Annotated in this window: 14 protein-coding genes; 2 read left to right on the forward strand and 12 right to left on the reverse strand. The window is 64.6% G+C overall.

Annotated features, from left to right (window positions below; all coding sequences use genetic code 11):
- Nucleotides 1-10: 10 nt before the first annotated feature.
- The 7 genes from HYR72_23480 to HYR72_23510 form a co-directional block, all read right to left on the reverse strand.
- Nucleotides 11-421, reverse strand: coding sequence for a GFA family protein (locus HYR72_23480; protein ID MBI1817951.1), 411 nt, complete (start codon nt 419-421; stop codon nt 11-13).
- Between the two features lie 77 nt (nt 422-498).
- Nucleotides 499-1,368 (reverse strand): alpha/beta hydrolase, encoded by an 870-nt coding sequence (locus HYR72_23485; protein ID MBI1817952.1) that lies wholly within the window; start codon nt 1,366-1,368, stop codon nt 499-501.
- A complete protein-coding gene (locus tag HYR72_23490) occupies nt 1,365-1,730 on the reverse strand; it encodes a cupin domain-containing protein (GenBank protein ID MBI1817953.1) in 366 nt (121 codons plus the stop codon). The genes HYR72_23485 and HYR72_23490 overlap by 4 nt, the downstream gene beginning before the upstream one ends.
- Nucleotides 1,731-1,825: 95 nt before the next feature.
- Nucleotides 1,826-2,509: a YafY family transcriptional regulator gene (locus HYR72_23495; GenBank protein ID MBI1817954.1), complete on the reverse strand. Its 684-nt coding sequence runs from the start codon at nt 2,507-2,509 to the stop codon at nt 1,826-1,828.
- A 526-nt stretch (nt 2,510-3,035) separates the two neighbouring features.
- A complete protein-coding gene (locus tag HYR72_23500) occupies nt 3,036-5,027 on the reverse strand; it encodes a hypothetical protein (protein ID MBI1817955.1) in 1,992 nt (663 codons plus the stop codon).
- A 29-nt stretch (nt 5,028-5,056) separates the two neighbouring features.
- Complete coding sequence (locus HYR72_23505) at nt 5,057-5,374, reverse strand: hypothetical protein (GenBank protein ID MBI1817956.1); 318 nt, start codon at nt 5,372-5,374, stop codon at nt 5,057-5,059.
- 557 nt (nt 5,375-5,931) lie between these two features.
- A complete protein-coding gene (locus tag HYR72_23510) occupies nt 5,932-7,623 on the reverse strand; it encodes an acyl-CoA dehydrogenase family protein (protein MBI1817957.1) in 1,692 nt (563 codons plus the stop codon).
- A 317-nt stretch (nt 7,624-7,940) separates the two neighbouring features.
- Here HYR72_23510 and HYR72_23515 point away from each other — a divergent pair, with 317 nt between their 5' ends.
- Both HYR72_23515 and HYR72_23520 read left to right on the forward strand, forming a co-directional pair.
- A complete protein-coding gene (locus tag HYR72_23515) occupies nt 7,941-8,786 on the forward strand; it encodes an SDR family oxidoreductase (protein MBI1817958.1) in 846 nt (281 codons plus the stop codon).
- Between the two features lie 29 nt (nt 8,787-8,815).
- Nucleotides 8,816-10,234 (forward strand): aldehyde dehydrogenase family protein, encoded by a 1,419-nt coding sequence (locus tag HYR72_23520; GenBank protein ID MBI1817959.1) that lies wholly within the window; start codon nt 8,816-8,818, stop codon nt 10,232-10,234.
- Between the two features lie 65 nt (nt 10,235-10,299).
- Here the strand turns inward: HYR72_23520 and HYR72_23525 are convergent, their stop codons facing one another.
- From HYR72_23525 to HYR72_23545, 5 genes are all read right to left on the reverse strand, one after another.
- Entirely contained in the window at nt 10,300-11,298 is a 999-nt protein-coding gene (locus HYR72_23525) for an LLM class F420-dependent oxidoreductase (GenBank protein MBI1817960.1), read from the reverse strand.
- Between the two features lie 145 nt (nt 11,299-11,443).
- Nucleotides 11,444-11,815, reverse strand: a complete 372-nt coding sequence (locus HYR72_23530) for a group 1 truncated hemoglobin (protein MBI1817961.1) — start codon at nt 11,813-11,815, stop codon at nt 11,444-11,446.
- A 65-nt stretch (nt 11,816-11,880) separates the two neighbouring features.
- A complete protein-coding gene (locus tag HYR72_23535) occupies nt 11,881-12,942 on the reverse strand; it encodes a nuclear transport factor 2 family protein (protein MBI1817962.1) in 1,062 nt (353 codons plus the stop codon).
- A gap of 54 nt (nt 12,943-12,996) precedes the next feature.
- Nucleotides 12,997-14,895, reverse strand: coding sequence for a hypothetical protein (locus HYR72_23540; protein ID MBI1817963.1), 1,899 nt, complete (start codon nt 14,893-14,895; stop codon nt 12,997-12,999).
- Nucleotides 14,889-16,838, reverse strand: a complete 1,950-nt coding sequence (locus tag HYR72_23545) for a DUF4440 domain-containing protein (protein MBI1817964.1) — start codon at nt 16,836-16,838, stop codon at nt 14,889-14,891. The genes HYR72_23540 and HYR72_23545 overlap by 7 nt, the downstream gene beginning before the upstream one ends.
- Nucleotides 16,839-16,938 lie beyond the last annotated feature (100 nt).

Here is a 16,938-nt window from a genome sequence, read left to right on the forward strand (position 1 = left end):
CTACGGGCTGTTACTCGATTCCTCTCGGATACTTCGGCAATGCGGGGTCCGTATGATCCCACGGCTGCGCGCTGGACATGAAGATGTCCATGGTCGGACGGTGGCGGGCCGGGTCGTCCAGACTCGCCGCGTAGATGATGAAGATCGGGAACGCCGACTGCTTTGCAGCGACCGGAGATCCGCAGGCCGCACAGAACCCACGACTCGCGATATTCCCGCTCTCTGAGGTGCTGACATAATACTTGGGGTCGCCCTCGGTGAATGTGAGTGCTTCTGCCGGAACAAATATTCCGGAAGCGTAGGCGCTGCCACTCGATCTCTGGCAGTCCCGGCAATGACAGTTGAGCGATATAACCGGCTCAGCGGTACACACATAGCGGATTGCGCCACACGCGCAGCCACCGGTGAATAAAGTTTCCATGATGTAACCTCCTTTGGACCGGCCGCAACGCGGCCCCGCCTTGTATTCGGCGCCAGCTACGCCGAGCAGCATCCATCTCAGCGCAAGCCTTCAGCGAAGCTACGAAGTTCCTGCGCATATAGGGTCGGCGCCGTGTGATGGATAAAGTGGCCCAGGCCCGGAAGCACTCGGTAGCTAAGGTGGGAAATCAGCGACTTCAAGTGCTCCAGGTCTTGTCGATCGATCGTCCCACCAAGGGATGTGTCGCCGGCCACGACATGAAGTGGGCACCGAATCCTTACCATGCCATTGTCGGGAGCGAATCCATCGAACTGCGTCCCATCGAGGAGGGTATCCAGGACACCGATATCGACTCGATGAAGAGACTCGGCCCGCGCTCTGACGACACCCGCGCCCGCAATCTCGAGGAGTGGCTTCCCGTCAAACAGCATCGGATGGATGGGCCAGGCACCGACGATCTCGGCCAACTCTTCGACCGATTGTCCGCTTTGGTGGTAGTTGCTGAGGACTTCTCGGATCCCGAGGAAGATCTGGTAGTCAGGGGTCGCCCTTAGCCTGGGCATTTGGGCAGTGTAGAGCGGCGGGTCTTCGAGAAAGGCGGCGCAAATGAGGTCGTCAGCAAGGGCCGCGGTGAAGGCCGCAACGAGGGCTCCGAGCGAGTGGCCGGCGATGATGGTCGGCCGGCGTATCACGGTCGCCAGGAAGGCTTGAACGTCCCCGGAGTGGTCGCGGATTCGGTACCTTCCTGGTGAACGCTCCGAAAAACCATGGCCTCTGAAATCGAGGGCAAAGAGATGAAAATGCCCGGCGAGTTCCCCCAACGGCGCGAGATAGCTCTCAAGGGAGTCCGTTGCGCCGTGAAGCAAGAGGATCGGAGGATTCGGACCAGGGCTTTCGGCGTAGCGGAACTCAAGGGCTCCGAGACGAGTCGTCTTCATCTCAATCATGCGTCACCTCTGCCGAAGTACGCCTCGAGCGTCGCGAGGGTCTCGCCGGCCGGCCGAAACTCCCCCATCGACCGCGATTCCCCCGTCTCGCCGTTCCATACTGCGTGCGGCACGCCAGGCGGAATGACGATCGCCTCGCCCGTCTGGAGCACGCGCTCGCGCCCGTCGACTCGGCAGTGCAACGTTCCGGCGAGGACCTCGACGCGTTCCTGTTGGTCGGCGTGCGAGTGGTCCGGGGCTCCGGGCATCGACAGTCCGGTGACATACTCGAAGAGGAGCAGGGCTCCCGCCGACTCCTCCGGTGCCGTGTGCACGATCAGCCGCTCGCCGGTTCCTGGATGATCGAGAATTCTTGCTGCCATACGCACTCCTCCTCGTTTCTGTAGGATTCTCTGCAGAGGAGGATAACCGCACCCTCCTGACACCGTTCTGTCAGGAGAGTTGAGGGAAGTGCAGATTATGCGCGGCCGAGCATTGTGCGCAGGAGATCCTCGGCCGTCCTGCCGGGATCGAGTGGGAAGACCTCATCGAGAAACTCGACGTCGCGCATGCGTTCGAGGCGAAAGAAGCGAAAGTCATTGCGCAACTCACACCATGCGCCCCCCAGCCAGACGGGACCGTAGAACCAGATGGTTAAGGGGCGCACCGTGCGACGGGTCTCGCCGCCCTTCTCGTCTCGGTAGCGAAAGCGGACCTTCCGCTGAGCGCGGATGGCAGCGCGCAGCTGTGCCAGGTCGAACGCCAGCGCCACTTGGCTCTTGCTGACGGGAGCCCAGAGCGAGTGATCGGCGAGGAGGCGCTGCAGGTGGTCGGGCAGCACGTTCTCGATCTTCGCGAGCGCGGCGTCGGCTGAGCGCGCCATCTCGGAGTCAGTCCAACTCTGGACGATGCGCGCGCCGAAGACGAGAGCCTCGAGTTCGTCTTCCTTGAACATGAGGGGCGGGAGGTCGTAGCCCTTGCGGAGCGAGTAGCCGACCCCCGCCGCTCCCTCGATGGGCACGCGGCACGCGATCAGGTCGCTGATGTCGCGATAGATCGTGCGCTCGCTGACCTCGAGCTGTTCGGCGAGGGAGTGCGCGGTCGTGACGCGCCCGCGTCGCAAGCGCTGGATGATCTCAAACAGTCGATCGGCGCGTCGCATCCTGGACTCCGCGCCCGAGTCTACTATCGGGGCGCGGTGAAGCGAAGAGACCGCCTTGTTCAACCCTACCGAATCGCATCGGTACTGGAAGATCTCGTGGACGTTGCCGAAACCCTTCCGATCGGACATCGTATGGTTTCGTTTCCGGTGGTGGCTTTAGTTAGCCCGCTCGGCAACCGGCGTGATGACGGTTCCGAGATCCGCTGAGAACCCCTGAAAGCAACGACGGCGTCCAAATGCACGGTGGCATCGGCATGACCGACGAGCACGACGTCGGTTTCTTCCTCAAACGCGCCCGCGCGACGCAGCTGACGTTTGGCGACGCGGCCCTTCACCGCAATCGCTACGCGGAGCTGGAAGGGTACTAGCGCCACATCTCGCGGCGCCCGCCCATGCAGAGATCTAGCGACGGTTGTCCTCCGTAGCGCGGGCGACGTCGGCAGACAGGCTGTGTTCCAGTCTGGGTTTCTTCACGAACGCGGAGTGTCCCCAAGCCTGTCGGCACAGTGGCAGGACAGCTGGCGCTTCAACGGCTCGGGCTCTCTGCGGCCGTTTGCGAACGGGAACGTGGTTGGTCGCCGAGGTGAACCCGTGACACTCCAGCGTCCGTTGCAGCATAGATCGTGTTGCGGTCAGTCGGATCAATCGCCAGCGCGTTCACTGCCGTGTTCATCGGACCAGCCTGCACGCGGCGCCACACAGCGCCGCCGTTCGTCGACACGAACAGCCCATCATCGCTGCCGGCGTAGACCGTGTTGGTCGACGACGGATCAACCAGCAGCGCGCGCGCGACGGCCTTCGGCATCCCATCGCTCACGACCGTCCACGTTTGCCCCGCGTCCGTACTCTTCAAGATGTCGAAACCGGTCGCGGCATAGAGCGTTGCGGTTGTCGCGGGATCGATCGCGAGTGCCCAGAACCACTTGTCCGCCAATGCCAGAAGCTGCCAACTGATGGCGCCGTCCGTGCTTTTGAAGATGCCCTTGCCCGTCGCGGCGTAGACCGTTGTTGGTTTGGCCGGATCGATCTCGAGACCATAGATTCCGGCGGACTGCAGCGGGAGATCGAGACGCACGCCGGTCCAAGTTGCGCCGCCGTCCGTAGTGCGAAACACAGTCCCACCGCTGGTTATTCCCTGCACGACTATACCGTTCGTGCCCACATATGCCGTGGTCGGTGTGATGGGGTCGATGGCGATTGTCTGTACGACCGAACGCTCGTCGAAGTTCGCGGTAGGCCAGCGCCAGGTGTGTCCTTCATCCGAACTCATCGCCCAGCCCCCCCTCCACGGTCGCGCCGACCAGATGTCGCCTGTGCCGGCGTAGATCGTCGCTGGCTTGGTGTGGGCGACGGCCAACACGTTAACCGCCGCGCCGTCCAGCCAGCGCGGGCTCATGTTCTCCCAACTGCTGCCTTGGTCCACACTTTTGAAAATGCTTCGGCGATAGACGCCGGCATAGATAGTCTTCGGCGCTGCAGGATCGACTGCGACCGACTGAATGTGGCTGCTCGCCAGGCCGTGGCTCGCGAGCTGCCAGGTCTTTCCATCCGTGGTGCTCTTGATGACGCCGTCGCCAGAGGTGCCTCCATAGAGCGTAGAAGGAGACGAGCGGGCGTATGCCAACGCCTGCAGTCCGAAGGCTGAATCGAGCCGTATCCAGTGCTTGCCACCATCCCGAGTGCGCAGCAGGCCATCCTCGGTTGCCACGTGCACGGTTTGTGGCGCGTGCGGATCAAGAGCTAGTGCCCGCACCGTCCAGAACCCGTTGACTATCTCCCAACTCTCGCCGCCATCGCGGCTGCGAAAGAGGCCAAAGTCAGTACCGGCATACACAGTACTGGGCCTGACTGGATCTATCGCCAGCGCCGTTACCCACGGGCCGCGCGTGTCGGACTTCTTGAAGCGCAAGAAGCTCCAGCTCGCGCCACCGGTTGTGCTCTTGTGGACCCCACTCCCTGTGCCGGCGTACACCGCGCCACTCTTCGCGTCGATCGCCAGCGCGCGGCCGCCGTACTCGATCTGCATGTCCAGGACGTACCAAGTTCGTCCGCCGTCCGTCGTCTTGAATAGCGCGCTATGCGCCATCCCCGTTTCCAGCTCCTGCGCCAGCGCGTACAGAGTGTTGGAGGCGCGCGGATCGATAGAGATGGCCCAGATCGCTCCGAAGCGGTCGAGTCCGTGATTGATCGCATGCCAGCTCGCCGTGCCGTCGGTGCTCTTGAACACACCCTGATTGTCCGTGCCTGCGTAGAGGATTCTCGGATGGCGCGGATCGATCACGAGCACGCTGACGTAGCCGTTGACCAATCCCCGACTGGCGCCGTGCCACTGGCGACCGCCATCCATGGTCTTGAAGATGCCGCCGCCGGCGGTGCCGACATAGATCGTCGTCGGAGTCTTGGGATCAATCGCCAGCGCTCGGACGTCGGCGGCTTCAGGTCCACTGATCGTCCAGACATCGGCGGCGTGAATGGCTTCGCCCGTCGGGAGAACCAACAACACGGCGAAGAACGCCATGCGCGACCGAGGTGAAGCCAGGCAACGTTTCATTCTAAGCGACGAATCTCTCCAAACGCTTCCGAACGCCGGTCACGCATCCTTGGTGGTGAGCGAAAACATCGGCGGGATGTGTCCACGCCTTCCGGAAACTGCCAGGCGCCGTCGGGCCGCTGTTCCATCCACGGGAACATGGGCCATGCGACGTACGGATACTCCTCGAAGGAGTTGATGCGCAGCCCGGCGCGAACGAGCGCACCGATGATGTCGGACATTCGATGCAGCCATAAGTGCTCGACGCTGTGAAGCGGCGCATCTGGTGCTGCATAAGAATCCATCTGGTCCATCGGCTTCACTTTCTCGCTCAAACGGCAAGTCGTTCGACGGACATGCGGAGCCGAGGGGATGTTCAAGAAGTTGAGCGGGTCCCGACTCCTTCTCAGTGAGTGTCAAAATCGTTGTAACGTGCATCGAGCGCGATGGTGACGTAGATCTCCAAGAGGGTCTGCCTCACAGGATGGGGTTCGTCGACAAATCTGATCTCCATCCGACGGATGCGCTCCTTGGCTTCTTGAAACGCTACCCGAAATTGCGGATCCGCAAGGAGATCGATCTTTGCGAGACCCTTGCGACGAGTAGGAGGCTTTGGTGTTGCCGCTCTGCGCGCGCGCGAGCTTGAAGGCGAACGGTGCGTCTTCCGCGGGACTGCTGTGATAGCGCAGGCGATCCCGAAGTCGTTTCGACCGTCCGACGTAAAGATGTGAAGTGCCCTCCGAGAAGAGATAGATGCCTGACGTCGGAACCTTCCTCGGCAAACCTTCAAGCACGACGGGCTCCATCCGCATGAGCGCTTCGTATTTTGGATGAAGCTGCTCCACGTGCTGCCTGAAGGCGTCCTCCACGTTCTGCTCCAGCCCGTCGGATACTAAGCGAGTGCAAGATCTTCGTCCATCGCCAGCGCGCGATTCGACGCCTCGACTTCGTCGGGCGCGTTGAGGCAGTCGACACCGGCACTCGCAAACCGGACTGCGGCGGCGGCGGCGCGGCCGTCATGACGGTTTGCGATCGCCCACTCGGCCGACTCTATCAACAGGGCCAACTCCATTGCGCGGCCAAGCGTGAGTGCAAACCGGCGGGCGCCGGCTTCGAGCGCGCTTTCGTTGTGTCGCTGCGCTTCCGCCAGCCACGCTTCCGCGTGGTCCGCTGCGGCGACCGCGGCGCGCGCGGCGGGAATGAGGCTCGCATGTCCAGCGACGCTGGCGCGCTGGCGGATGGTGTGGAGGTACGGCGCGAGACCACCTTCGCGGCTGATGGCGCGAAAGACATCGAGCGAGAGTACGTTGGTCGTGCCCTCCCAGATCGACAACACCTGCGTGTCGCGCAGCAGCACTGGCAACCCCGTGTCCTCGACGTAGCCGGCGCCGCCGAAGGCTTCGAGGGTCTCGCTGGCAACCGCGAGCGCCTGCTTGCCGGTGGTCAATTTCACGATCGGTTGCAGCACCCGCAACACGGCGCGCTCTTCATCGCTGACGACTCCGAGTTCTTCGCGGCCGAGCAGCGCAACGGCGTGGAACACAATCGCGAACGCGGCTTCGGTCTCGGCCTGCATCGCGGCGAGCGTGTCGAGGTGGAGCGGTTTCTCCGACAGTGGTGCGCCGAAGGCGACGCGACGGCGCGCGTAGTCGCGCGCGAGGGCGACACCGCGACGCATCGCGGCGGCGGCACAGACGGCGTTCCAGGTGCGCGTGATGTTGAGCATCGGCGTGATGTTGCGTGTGCCGTCGGAGAGTCCCGCCACCGGCTCGGCGAGCGTGCCGTCGAGTTCCAGCTCCGCGGTGGGCACCGAGCGCGTGCCGAGCTTGTCTTTGAGTCGATTGATGCGAATGCCGTTCAGGCGTCCGTCCGGCGTGCGTTGTTCGAGATAGAACATCGCCAGGCCGCGCCCGCCGGGGCCATTGCCTTCGGGACGGGCAAGAGTGAGCGCCATGTCGGAAGTCGTCGCCGACGTGAACCATTTCTTACCGTAGAGCCGCCAGCCTTCCGGCGACTGACGCGCGATGGTTTCTGAAAGGCCAACATCGGAGCCGCCAGCTTGTTCGGTCATCCATTGGCCGGAGGTCCATGCGCGCGCGGGATCGCGCGAGGTCAGACGCGGGATGGCGCGCTCGCGCAGGGCCGGCGCGGCCTGCAATTCGAGTGTGCGCGCCGCGCCGTCGGTCATCGATAGCGGGCAGGTGTAAACCTGACTCGATGGATGAAAGAGATACACGAGCGCCATCTGATGCACACGCGAATGCTCGGCGTGGCGGCGCTCGTAGGCAGTGGCGATCAGCCCGGTCTCCACCGCGACGCGCGCATATTCCCTCCACGCGGGGGTGATGCGAATCTCATCGATGCGATTGCCCCACGCATCCCACTGAATCAGCTCCGGTTCGGCGGTGCGGTAGCGGACGTTCAACTCGAACAAATCCTCCGCTGCTCGCCGTCCCATGTCGTCGAGCGACGGCGCGATATCGGCCGCGACATCGGGCGGCACGGTGCGCGCGAGATGATCGCGCAGCACGCGGTCGTCGCGGTACTGATTGCCAAGTTGGGGTGGATCTTGAACGAAGGGCATGTGCATCTCCTCGCGAGGAACGTTGTAGCGCCAAATGCAACGAGAGCCCAGGGGCGGCTGTGCCCCAGCCGGCCCTCGATACGATCGCCTCGCGATCTACTCGGGCAAACGGATCTTGAACTGCCTCAAAAGATCCGCTTCCCCGAGTAGCGGCACTAAGTAGAAGCCGAAGGCTTCGTATCGAAGGGCTGCGTATCGAGGGGCCATTCTGCGCCGTGCCGCTTTCGGGCTCGCTCATGTAACCCATCGCTGGACTCACCCCGTTGACCATGCGCGCGCACCACCGTAGTGTTTGCCGACCAAGGAGGATTCGAACGGTGGGACGACTCGACGGTAAGGTGGTAGTGATCACGGGCGCAGCGAGCGGCATCGGGGCCGCGACCGCAATTCGGTTCGCGAAAGAAGGCGCGGCGGTGGTGGTGAGCGACCTGAACGCGGATGGCGGCAACGCCGTGGTCGCGCAGTGCGTGGCCGCGCGAGGTCGGGCGTGTTTTCAGCGCGCCGACGTTGCCAGTGAAGTCGACATCAAGGCACTCGTTGCGCGGACGCTGAAGGAGTATGGGCGTCTCGACGTTCTGTTCAACAACGCGGGCTTGGGCGGCGCCATCGGGCCGATCGAAGAGACCAGCGTCGAGGATTGGGACCGGACGCAACACGTGTTGCTGCGCGCCGTGTTCCTCGGCATCAAGCACGCGGTGGCGCCGATGCGGAAGCAAGGCGGCGGGTCGATCATCTCGACCGCGTCGGTGGCGGGAATCCGCGGCGCCGCTGGTCCGCACTCGTACAGCGCGGCCAAGGCGGCGGTGATCAATCTGACGCGTTCGGTCGCCATCGAACTCGCCAAGGATTCGATCCGCGTGAACTGCATTTGCCCCGGCGGGATCAACACGCCACTGATCTCCGGTCGCGTTCCCGGTGGTGAGCCTGTCACCGCGCAGTTCATGGCGGCGCTTCAGCCGATTCCTCGGGCTGGGGTGCCGGATGACATCGCGAACATGGCGCTCTACCTCGCCAGCGACGAATCGAGTTTCGTGACCGGGGCGGCGATGGTTGTCGACGGCGGTTTCACGGCCGGTGGCAGTCTGCTGCAAGGTACCGCCAGGCCGATCCAGCAGCTGACCGGATTTGCCGGCGCTTCATTCGAATATACCAAGCCCGAGTAGCGCGAGTTGCGCTTGAGAGAGGACCGATGATGCAAACGTACGACAAGATCTACATCAATGGCGCGTGGGTGCGGTCGAGCGGCGGCGCCACAATCGATGTGATCAACGCGGCGACCGAGCAGGTGATGGGATCCATACCCGACGGAACAGCGGCGGATGTCGATCAGGCGGTCGCGGCGGCGAAGGCGGCGTTCGTGAGTTGGTCGCAGACGACGGCCGCGGAGCGGGCGACGTGGATCGAGAAGATCGCCGCGGGGTTGGCCGCGCGCAGCGAGGAGATCGCGCGCACGATTACCGCTGAAGTCGGCATGCCGTTTAAGCTGTCGAAGGCGATTCAAGCTGGACTACCGGCGCTGGTATCGGGGAGCTATGCGAAGCTGCTCGGCGAGTTCAAGTTCGAGGAACAGATCGGCAACTCGTTGGTGGTGCGCGAGCCCGTCGGCGTCGTTGGCTGCATTACGCCGTGGAACTACCCGCTGCATCAGGTCGTCGCCAAGGTGGCGCCGGCGCTCGCGGCCGGGTGTACGGTGGTGCTCAAGCCGAGTGAAGTGGCGCCGCTGACGGCGTTCATCTTGGCGGAGATCATCGACGGCATTGGCCTGCCGACGGGCGTGTTCAATCTCGTCAGTGGTACCGGCCCGGTCGTCGGTGAAGCCATCGCGGCGCATCCCGACATCGACATGGTTTCGTTCACCGGATCGACGCGCGCTGGCAAACGCGTCAGCGAGCTCGCGGCTCGCACCGTAAAACGCGTCGCGCTGGAACTGGGCGGCAAGTCCGCCAACATCATTCTTGACGACGCCGATCTGACGAAGGCCGTGACCTCCGGCGTCGGCGAGTGCTACCTCAACTCCGGCCAGACCTGCAGCGCGCTGACGCGCATGTTGGTGCCACGGGCGCGGCATGAAGAAGCGGTCGGCCTGGCGCGGGCAGCGGCGGAGAAGTTCACTGTCGGCGATCCGCTCGGCGATACGACGAAGCTGGGTCCGCTGATATCGGCGACGCAGCGCGAACGCGTGCGTGGCTACATCCGCAAGGGCATCGAGGAAGGGGCGATGTTGGTCACCGGCGGCGCTGACGCACCGAACGGGTTGAGCACAGGCTACTTCGTCAAGCCGACAGTGTTCGCCAATGTGACGAACGAAATGACGATCGCGCAGGAAGAAATCTTTGGGCCGGTGCTGTCAATCATTCCGTACGACACGGAAGAAGACGCCGTCCGCATCGCCAACGACACCGTTTACGGTTTGTCAGGCGCGGTGTGGTCCGGAGATCCGGAGCGCGCCAAGCGCGTCGCGCGCCAGCTCCGTACTGGACAAGTCGCGATCAACGGCGGGCGCTACAACCCGCTGGCGCCGTTCGGTGGCTACAAACAGTCCGGCCACGGTCGCGAGCTGGGCAAGTACGGGCTCGAAGAATACTTGCAGGTCAAGTCGATGCAGCTTTGAGAAGCAGTAGGCAGTCGGCAGAGGGCAGTCGTCAGTTGCTCTTGCGCCAACCCCCAGCCCCTTCCTCACAGCAGCGTTTCAGCCAGCAGTCGCAGTGCCGCCGGATCGCGCGTGCCGGCGAGCAGCGTCGTCACGCCCGACTTCTTCCACGCTTGCAGGCGCTCGCGGATGCGGTCGGCTGGACCGCAGAGGGAGATCTCGTCGGCGAGCGCAGTGGGGACGGCGGCAAATGCGCCGGCACGATCGCCGACAAAGAAGAGATCTTGCACCTGGCGCGCCTCGTCGCCGAAACCCATCCGATCCATCAGGTTGAGATGGAAATTCTGACTGCGCGCGCCCATGCCGCCGAGGTAGAAGCCGAGCATCATCTTGGTCGGCAGCAGTGCCTGTTCGAGATCGTCGTTGATGTTCACCGTCACCGTACCGGCCAGCTCGAAGCCCGGCTTCTTGTGCTTCAACGACTCGTCGAAGATATTCATGCGGAACGGGGATACGAACAGCGGCAGCCAGCCGTCGAAGATTTCGGCGGCGAGCGCGACGTTCTTCGGACCCTCGGCACCGAGATAGAGCGGGATGGTGTCGCGCAGCGGATGCACTATCGACTTGAGTGGTTTGCCTAAGCCGGTGCCGCCTTGAAACGGCATCTGATAGTGCTTGCCCTGAAAGTTCACCGGCGCTTCGCGGCGGACGATGGCGCGGAAGATCTCGACCCATTCGCGGGTGCGCCCGAGCGGACGTGGAAATGGTTGGCCGTACCAGCCCTCGACGACCTGCGGACCGGAGACGCCGATGCCAAGAATCAGTCGGCCGCCGGAAAGATGATCGATCGTCATCGCGGTCATCGCGGCGCACGCCGGTGTGCGCGCCGAGATCTGCATCACCGAAGTTCCGAGCTTGATCGTCTTCGTGCGCGCGCCGATCCACGATAGTGGTGAGAAGCAGTCCGAGCCGTACGCTTCCGCGGTCCACACCGAATCAAAACCCAAGCGTTCCGCATCGAGAACGAGATCGATGGGATCTTCCGGCCCCATCATCCAATAGCCAATCTGCAGTCCAAGCTTCATGCGCGTCGTAAATCACGCGGGTCGCGAGACTTCAAATGCGGAACAACGTATGCGGAGTGCCGATTGCGGAATGAGGAGTGCGGAATGCGGAGTGGAATGAGGCGGCAATTCCGCACTCCTCATTCGCCACTCCGCATTTGATGCCCTACGCTTCGACGATGTCGGCTTTCGTGCTCTGTATGAAGGCGACGACCTGGTCGCGCTCGGTCTGGGGAACTTTGAAGGCGTCCAACGTGGCGTTGAGGTGCCCGAGGAAGGCCGCCCAGTCGCGTTCGCTGATGCGCATCCCGGCGTGCGAGGTCTTCATGTCGCGTCCGGTGTAGTACAGCGGCCCTCCCGCGCTCGAACTCAAGAAATCGATCAGCAGTTGCTTCTCGCGCTGGAGGCCATCCGTGCCGCGATGTTGCCAGAAGCGACCGAGCAGCGCGTCGCCTTGCAAACGCGGCAGTAGATCGCTGGCCACTGCGGCAATGACGCTATAGCCACCCAGACGATCGAACAGTGTGCCTGTGCTCATGGGTTCATCTCCTTTCGGTCAGTCGTTGGCGTTGAGAGGATGTCCGTGCGTTGCATTCTAGCGCCTCACGGTTGCGCACACTCAACGCACAACTCCTCTAAGCGCGCGAGTGCCCGCTCGCCGTCGCCGACCTCGAAGAGATCCCAGTGCCGGATGTGATCACCGTCAGTTACGATGACACGGAGCATGACGTTCTCGAACGGGCCACCGTCACGCAGGATCCCGTACGCCCGGCTGAGGTCGACCCGACCATGGGTGTTCCACGTGATGACCCGAAGTGTCTCCACGTCCACGTCGGGTGCCAGATCGGTCTGCACCCGCAACGACTCAACCCATTCGTCGCGACGAAGCTCGCCGAGCAGGCCTAGCGTGCGATGGTCGCGGAACACCAGGTTGTCGGCCAGACATCCGCGCAGGGTTTCCCAGTTGCGCCGCGCGAAGGCGCGGGCCAGCACAACGATGGGAGTCTGTCCCCCGATCGCGGCCGCCTCCCCGGCCACGAAGCGGGCGTGTGCTTCGGCGAACGCGGCGCGGCGATCGTCGAGGTCGAAAGTGATCGACGCTCGTATCCGCCCGTCCGCGTCGACCTCCGTAAGGGTAATCTGCTCGATCTGGAACTCGCCCCCCTTGGGCCCTCCCACCCAGCCGACGTGTTCGAGCGCGACCCTATCACCGACCGTGGCGATGAGTTCGTGCTCGAACCGGACCCAGGGTGAGACGGTTTGCAAGCTCGATATCCAGAGTTCGACGTCGCCAGTCAGCAACGCGCGCTTTTGGCGATCCTCCCAGACCATGTCGCGGCTCGTGAGCGCACGAAGCGCGAGCCAGTCGCGGGCCGCGAAGGCTTCGAGCGCGCGATCGCGGGCGAGCGACGCGGCGTTCGGCAGGATGCGCAACGGGTCCGGCCGCAACGCTTCGACGGGGCCCAGGACAAGCTCCGCGAAGCGCGCTCGGGCCGCGTCGACCTGGTCGAGATCGTATTGGTCGATGCAGCGGATCCTTCCCAAATCGTCGATCTCGAAAACCCCGACCTTGGCGATCTCGAAAGCGCCGCCCTCGCGGGTGCCTGCCCACGTGATAATCAGGAGGACGGCGCGATCAGAAACTGTGGCGTGGTCGATCCGCAAGCGGGCGTCCGGCGCGAGATCGACCAGCGAGCGCAGCGTCTCGACGTGCGCCGATTAGCCGCGCAGTGTCTCCCAACCGAGCGGCCGGTGGTCCCGCATGATGAAGTCGGGGGCGTACAGCGCGGTCATCGCGTCCCAATCGCGGCCGGCAAGCGCTCTGCTGAATGCCCGCACCCCCGCCGCCGATCGCGCGAAGGGCGCTGCCTCCCCGGGGGCGTAGCGCTCGTCGAGCTCGGCATACGCAGCGTCGAGATCGTCGGCGTTGAACGCGACCATCGTCACACGTTTGCCCTGCTCGTCCACCTCGCAGGTCCACAGCGCCTCGGTATCGCTCGGCCCGACGTAGCCATCGGCAAGCTCGAACCGCACCCGCCCGAGAGCGAGCCGATCACCGCGCGTAGCGAGGATCGCTGACGTTACACGGGACGAGCCCATCTGAAATCTCAAGCGCAGGGATTCGAGGTGCTGGTCGCGATCGAGGTCAAGGCGTACGAAGCTCCGGCGATCGCTCAGCCGGAAATCAAGCGCGAACGTCGCGGCGACGCGTTCCCAGTCGCGAGCTGCCCACGCGTTGACGAATCGGTCGTTTGAGCGCGTCGCGGCGTTCGCGAGGCGCGTCGCCGGCGGTTCCGCCGCCGACGCTGCGTCGTACCTCCCGACGAGCTCGTCGAAGCGGGCGAGCGCCGCGGCGTCGCGATCGGCGTCGAAGCACTCGATCCGCGTCAGCAGGCCATCGATTCCGAAGACTAGCAGGTCGATGAATGGACGTTCGTAGGCGCCGCCGCCGGCGCGGTCGGTGCCACAGTGGGTCCGGCGCACGAGCAACGCATCGGACTGCAAGCTGAGGACTTCGTCTTCGCGCATGGTGGGGGTGTCGGCGAGCTCGACCATGGCGCGAACGTGTTGCAGAAACGTTTCCGCTCCACGCGCGGACCAAGTTCCCAAAGTCCGGCGGTCGACGACCTCGATGGCGAGTGCCAACGCGGGAGCGTAGCGATCGGGGTCGTAGGGTCCCAGCATCGCCGCCACCGAGCGCGCCGTCGCCGCGGCCCGGTCACGCGCGGTGCCATCGGGGAGGAGGTCGGCGTAGCACTCGTACAAGCGCACGATCGCGTCGCCCAAACGGTCGGCGGCAAAGAACTCGCTGTACCGGCGACACCCCCGCTCGTCGGCCTCGATCACCGCGATGTGCTCGACTTCGTACGGGCCGATGTCGAACTTCTCCCCAGTTGCCCCGCTCGCAGATATCCGTTGGTGACCGAGTGCGAGTGAGTCACCGAGCGTTGCCAGGGGCTCGAACACGAGCGCCCCGTCCTGAGCCTTGATCAACGCGCGGTGGACGTCCAGGGATTCACTCCGGCCGTGGGTCCAGTGCATGGGATGGTTCACGACGTTCGCCTCATCAGCGACGAGCGAGTTGAGCGCATCAGCATCGCGCGCGGCGATCACCGCAGATATGCGGGCCCAATTCGCGGTCGCCGCGTTCGGCCGCACGCGGCGATGAACCACCGACCCCTCTTTTGTTCTCCCCTTACCAAGAGGAGACACAGAGGGGTTGCTCCCGACAAGCTCGTCGAAGCGGGCGAGCGCTTCGGCGTCGCGATCGGCCTCGGACTGTTCCCAGCGCGTCAGCAGGCCATCGACGCCGAAGGTCCACAGAATGCAAAGGTTGCGCTCGAACGCGCCACCGCTGGCGCGGTCCGTGCCGAAGTTCGTCCAGCGTACGAGGAGCGCGTCGGATCGCAGGTCGAGTATCTCATCAACGCGCGTGCTCCAGTCTGCCGTGAGCTCGAACAGAGCGCGAATACCCGGCAACAATGCATCCGCTCCGTGCACAGACCCCATCCCGACGGTTCGGGGATCGCAGAACTCGATGGCCGGTGCGAACGCGGTGGCCCAGCGATCAGGCTCGAACGATTCCAACAGCGTCTTCGCCGAGCGCGCCGTCACCACGGCGCGGGCGCGCTCGGGGCCGTCGGGGAGAAGTCTCCGTCGGCGACTCCGCTCGCCGATACCGACAAGCTGCACAATGCGAGCGAGTCGCCGAGGGTCGCGAGCGGCTCGTGGGTGAACGTCACGTTCTCGTAGCGGGGCAGCGAGCGCCGAGTCTCGGCGAGCGCTCGTTGCCGGTCGTAGGTGGCACCGGTGGGATGGTGCACAGCCTCCATGTCTTCGGCGAAGAGCGGGAGGAGCGCATCGAAGTCTCGCGCCGCCAATGCTGTTTGCAATCGAGCGGCGTTCGCGGTCGCGGCGTTCGGCCGCACGCGGCGCCCGCGCTTCTGTGCGGCTCGCGATGGTAGACCCGTCTGGGAGGGCGAGGCTCCCGCCGAGCCGCTCCTCGCAGCCCACGGCTCGCCGGAAGGCTCGCCCTCCCGTCTGTCGAGGTTGCTTCCGACGATCTCGTCAAAGCGCGCGAGCGCCTCGGCGTCGCGATCGGCGTCGAACATCTCCCAGCGTGTCATGAGACCATCGGTTCCGTAGACGACGATCTGAAGCATTCGCCTCTCGAAGGTGCCGCCGCCATCTCGGTCGGTGCCGAGGAACGTAACGCGGCCGAGGAGCGCGCCGGAATGCAGACTGAGAACGTCGTCGAGGGACATTGCCACCACGACGGCGAGATCGAGCCAAGAGCGGATGCCTTGCCGCGCCGCTTCCTGCCCGTGCGCGGAAAAAGTCCCCAAGGTCCGGTGGTCGACGACCTCGATGGCAGGCGCGATCGCTAGGCGATCGAGATCCCCCCACGGTCCCGCCAACGCCGGGGCCCAGCGCGCCATGGCCATCGCGCGAACGCGCTCGGGGCCGTCGGGAAGAAGCTGGGCGTAGCGTTCGTACAACCGGGCGACGGCGTCGCCCAACCGATCGGCGGCGAACATCTCGCTCCGCCGCCTTCGCCCTTGCGCGTCGACCTCGATCAGAAGAACACTCTCCACCTCGTAGGCGCCGACATCGAACGTCTCGCTGGCCGCGCCGCTCGCCGCAATGAGCGTCCGGCCGAGCGCGAGCGAGTTGCCGAGGGTTGCCAGCGGCTCGTACCGGTACGTCCCGCCCTGGGCCCTGAGAAACGCCCGCCACGTGGCGAGCATTGCCTGCCGGTCGTAGGTCGCGCCGGTGGTATGGTCCATGACCTCGGAATCGTCCGCGATCTGGGCAGCGATCGCGTCGACGTCTCGGGCAGCGATCGCGGCCGCGTAGCGAGCAGTGTTCGCGGTCGCGGCGTTCGGACGGACGCGGCGGCGTGGTGCCCCTTCCCCCTTTGAAGAACGGGGACTGAGGGAGATTTCCTCGGACGATTCAAATCCCTTGTGACCTCCCTTTTCCAAAGGGAGGGACCCGGGAGGTAGGGCCCCCTGGCGGTGTAGCGGGCGTTCCGCGAGTAGTGTCGCGCCCTTGGCTTCCCACAGTTCGATGGCGCGTCGCTCCTCGACGTCGGCTTCATCGCCGCGGTCGTCGGTGCGCAACGTCGTCGCGAGCACCTGGCGGGCGTCGGCGTGGAGCAGCAGCACGTCGGTGGCGCCGGCGATGTCGACGGCCGCACGAGCGAAGTCGATGGCGGCTGCCTGCTCGCCATGTCGCGCCAAGGCTTCGGCGCGCACGCCGCGCCAGGTGATGGTGGCTTGCAGGTCGTCGCCGGCCAGCGCCTCGCTCTCGTGGCTAAGCGCTTCGGCCTCTGCCGCGCGGCCTTGTGCGAGGAGCGCACGGCCCAGGAATGCCGCGGCTCGCGCCGCGTCGATGCCGAGTCCGTGGGCGCGCAGGCCATCGTACGCGGTGCGCAAGCTGCGCTCGGCCGCGACGGCGTCGCCCTCGAGCAGGTCGATGAGTCCGGTGAAGACGTCAGCCTCGAGCAGTTGTTGTGTGATGCCCAACTCTTCGACCATGCGGCGCGAAGAAGCGATCATTCGCCGCGCGGCGTCGGTGCGCCCACGCAAGGCTTCGAGCACCGCTTGGCAGCGTAGTGCGACCGCCTCGACCGCGGGTGCGCCTTAGGTGATGCGTAGC

Source organism: Deltaproteobacteria bacterium, from assembly GCA_016178705.1.
In the GTDB taxonomy this organism is placed as follows: Bacteria; Desulfobacterota; Binatia; order HRBIN30; family JACQVA1; genus JACOST01.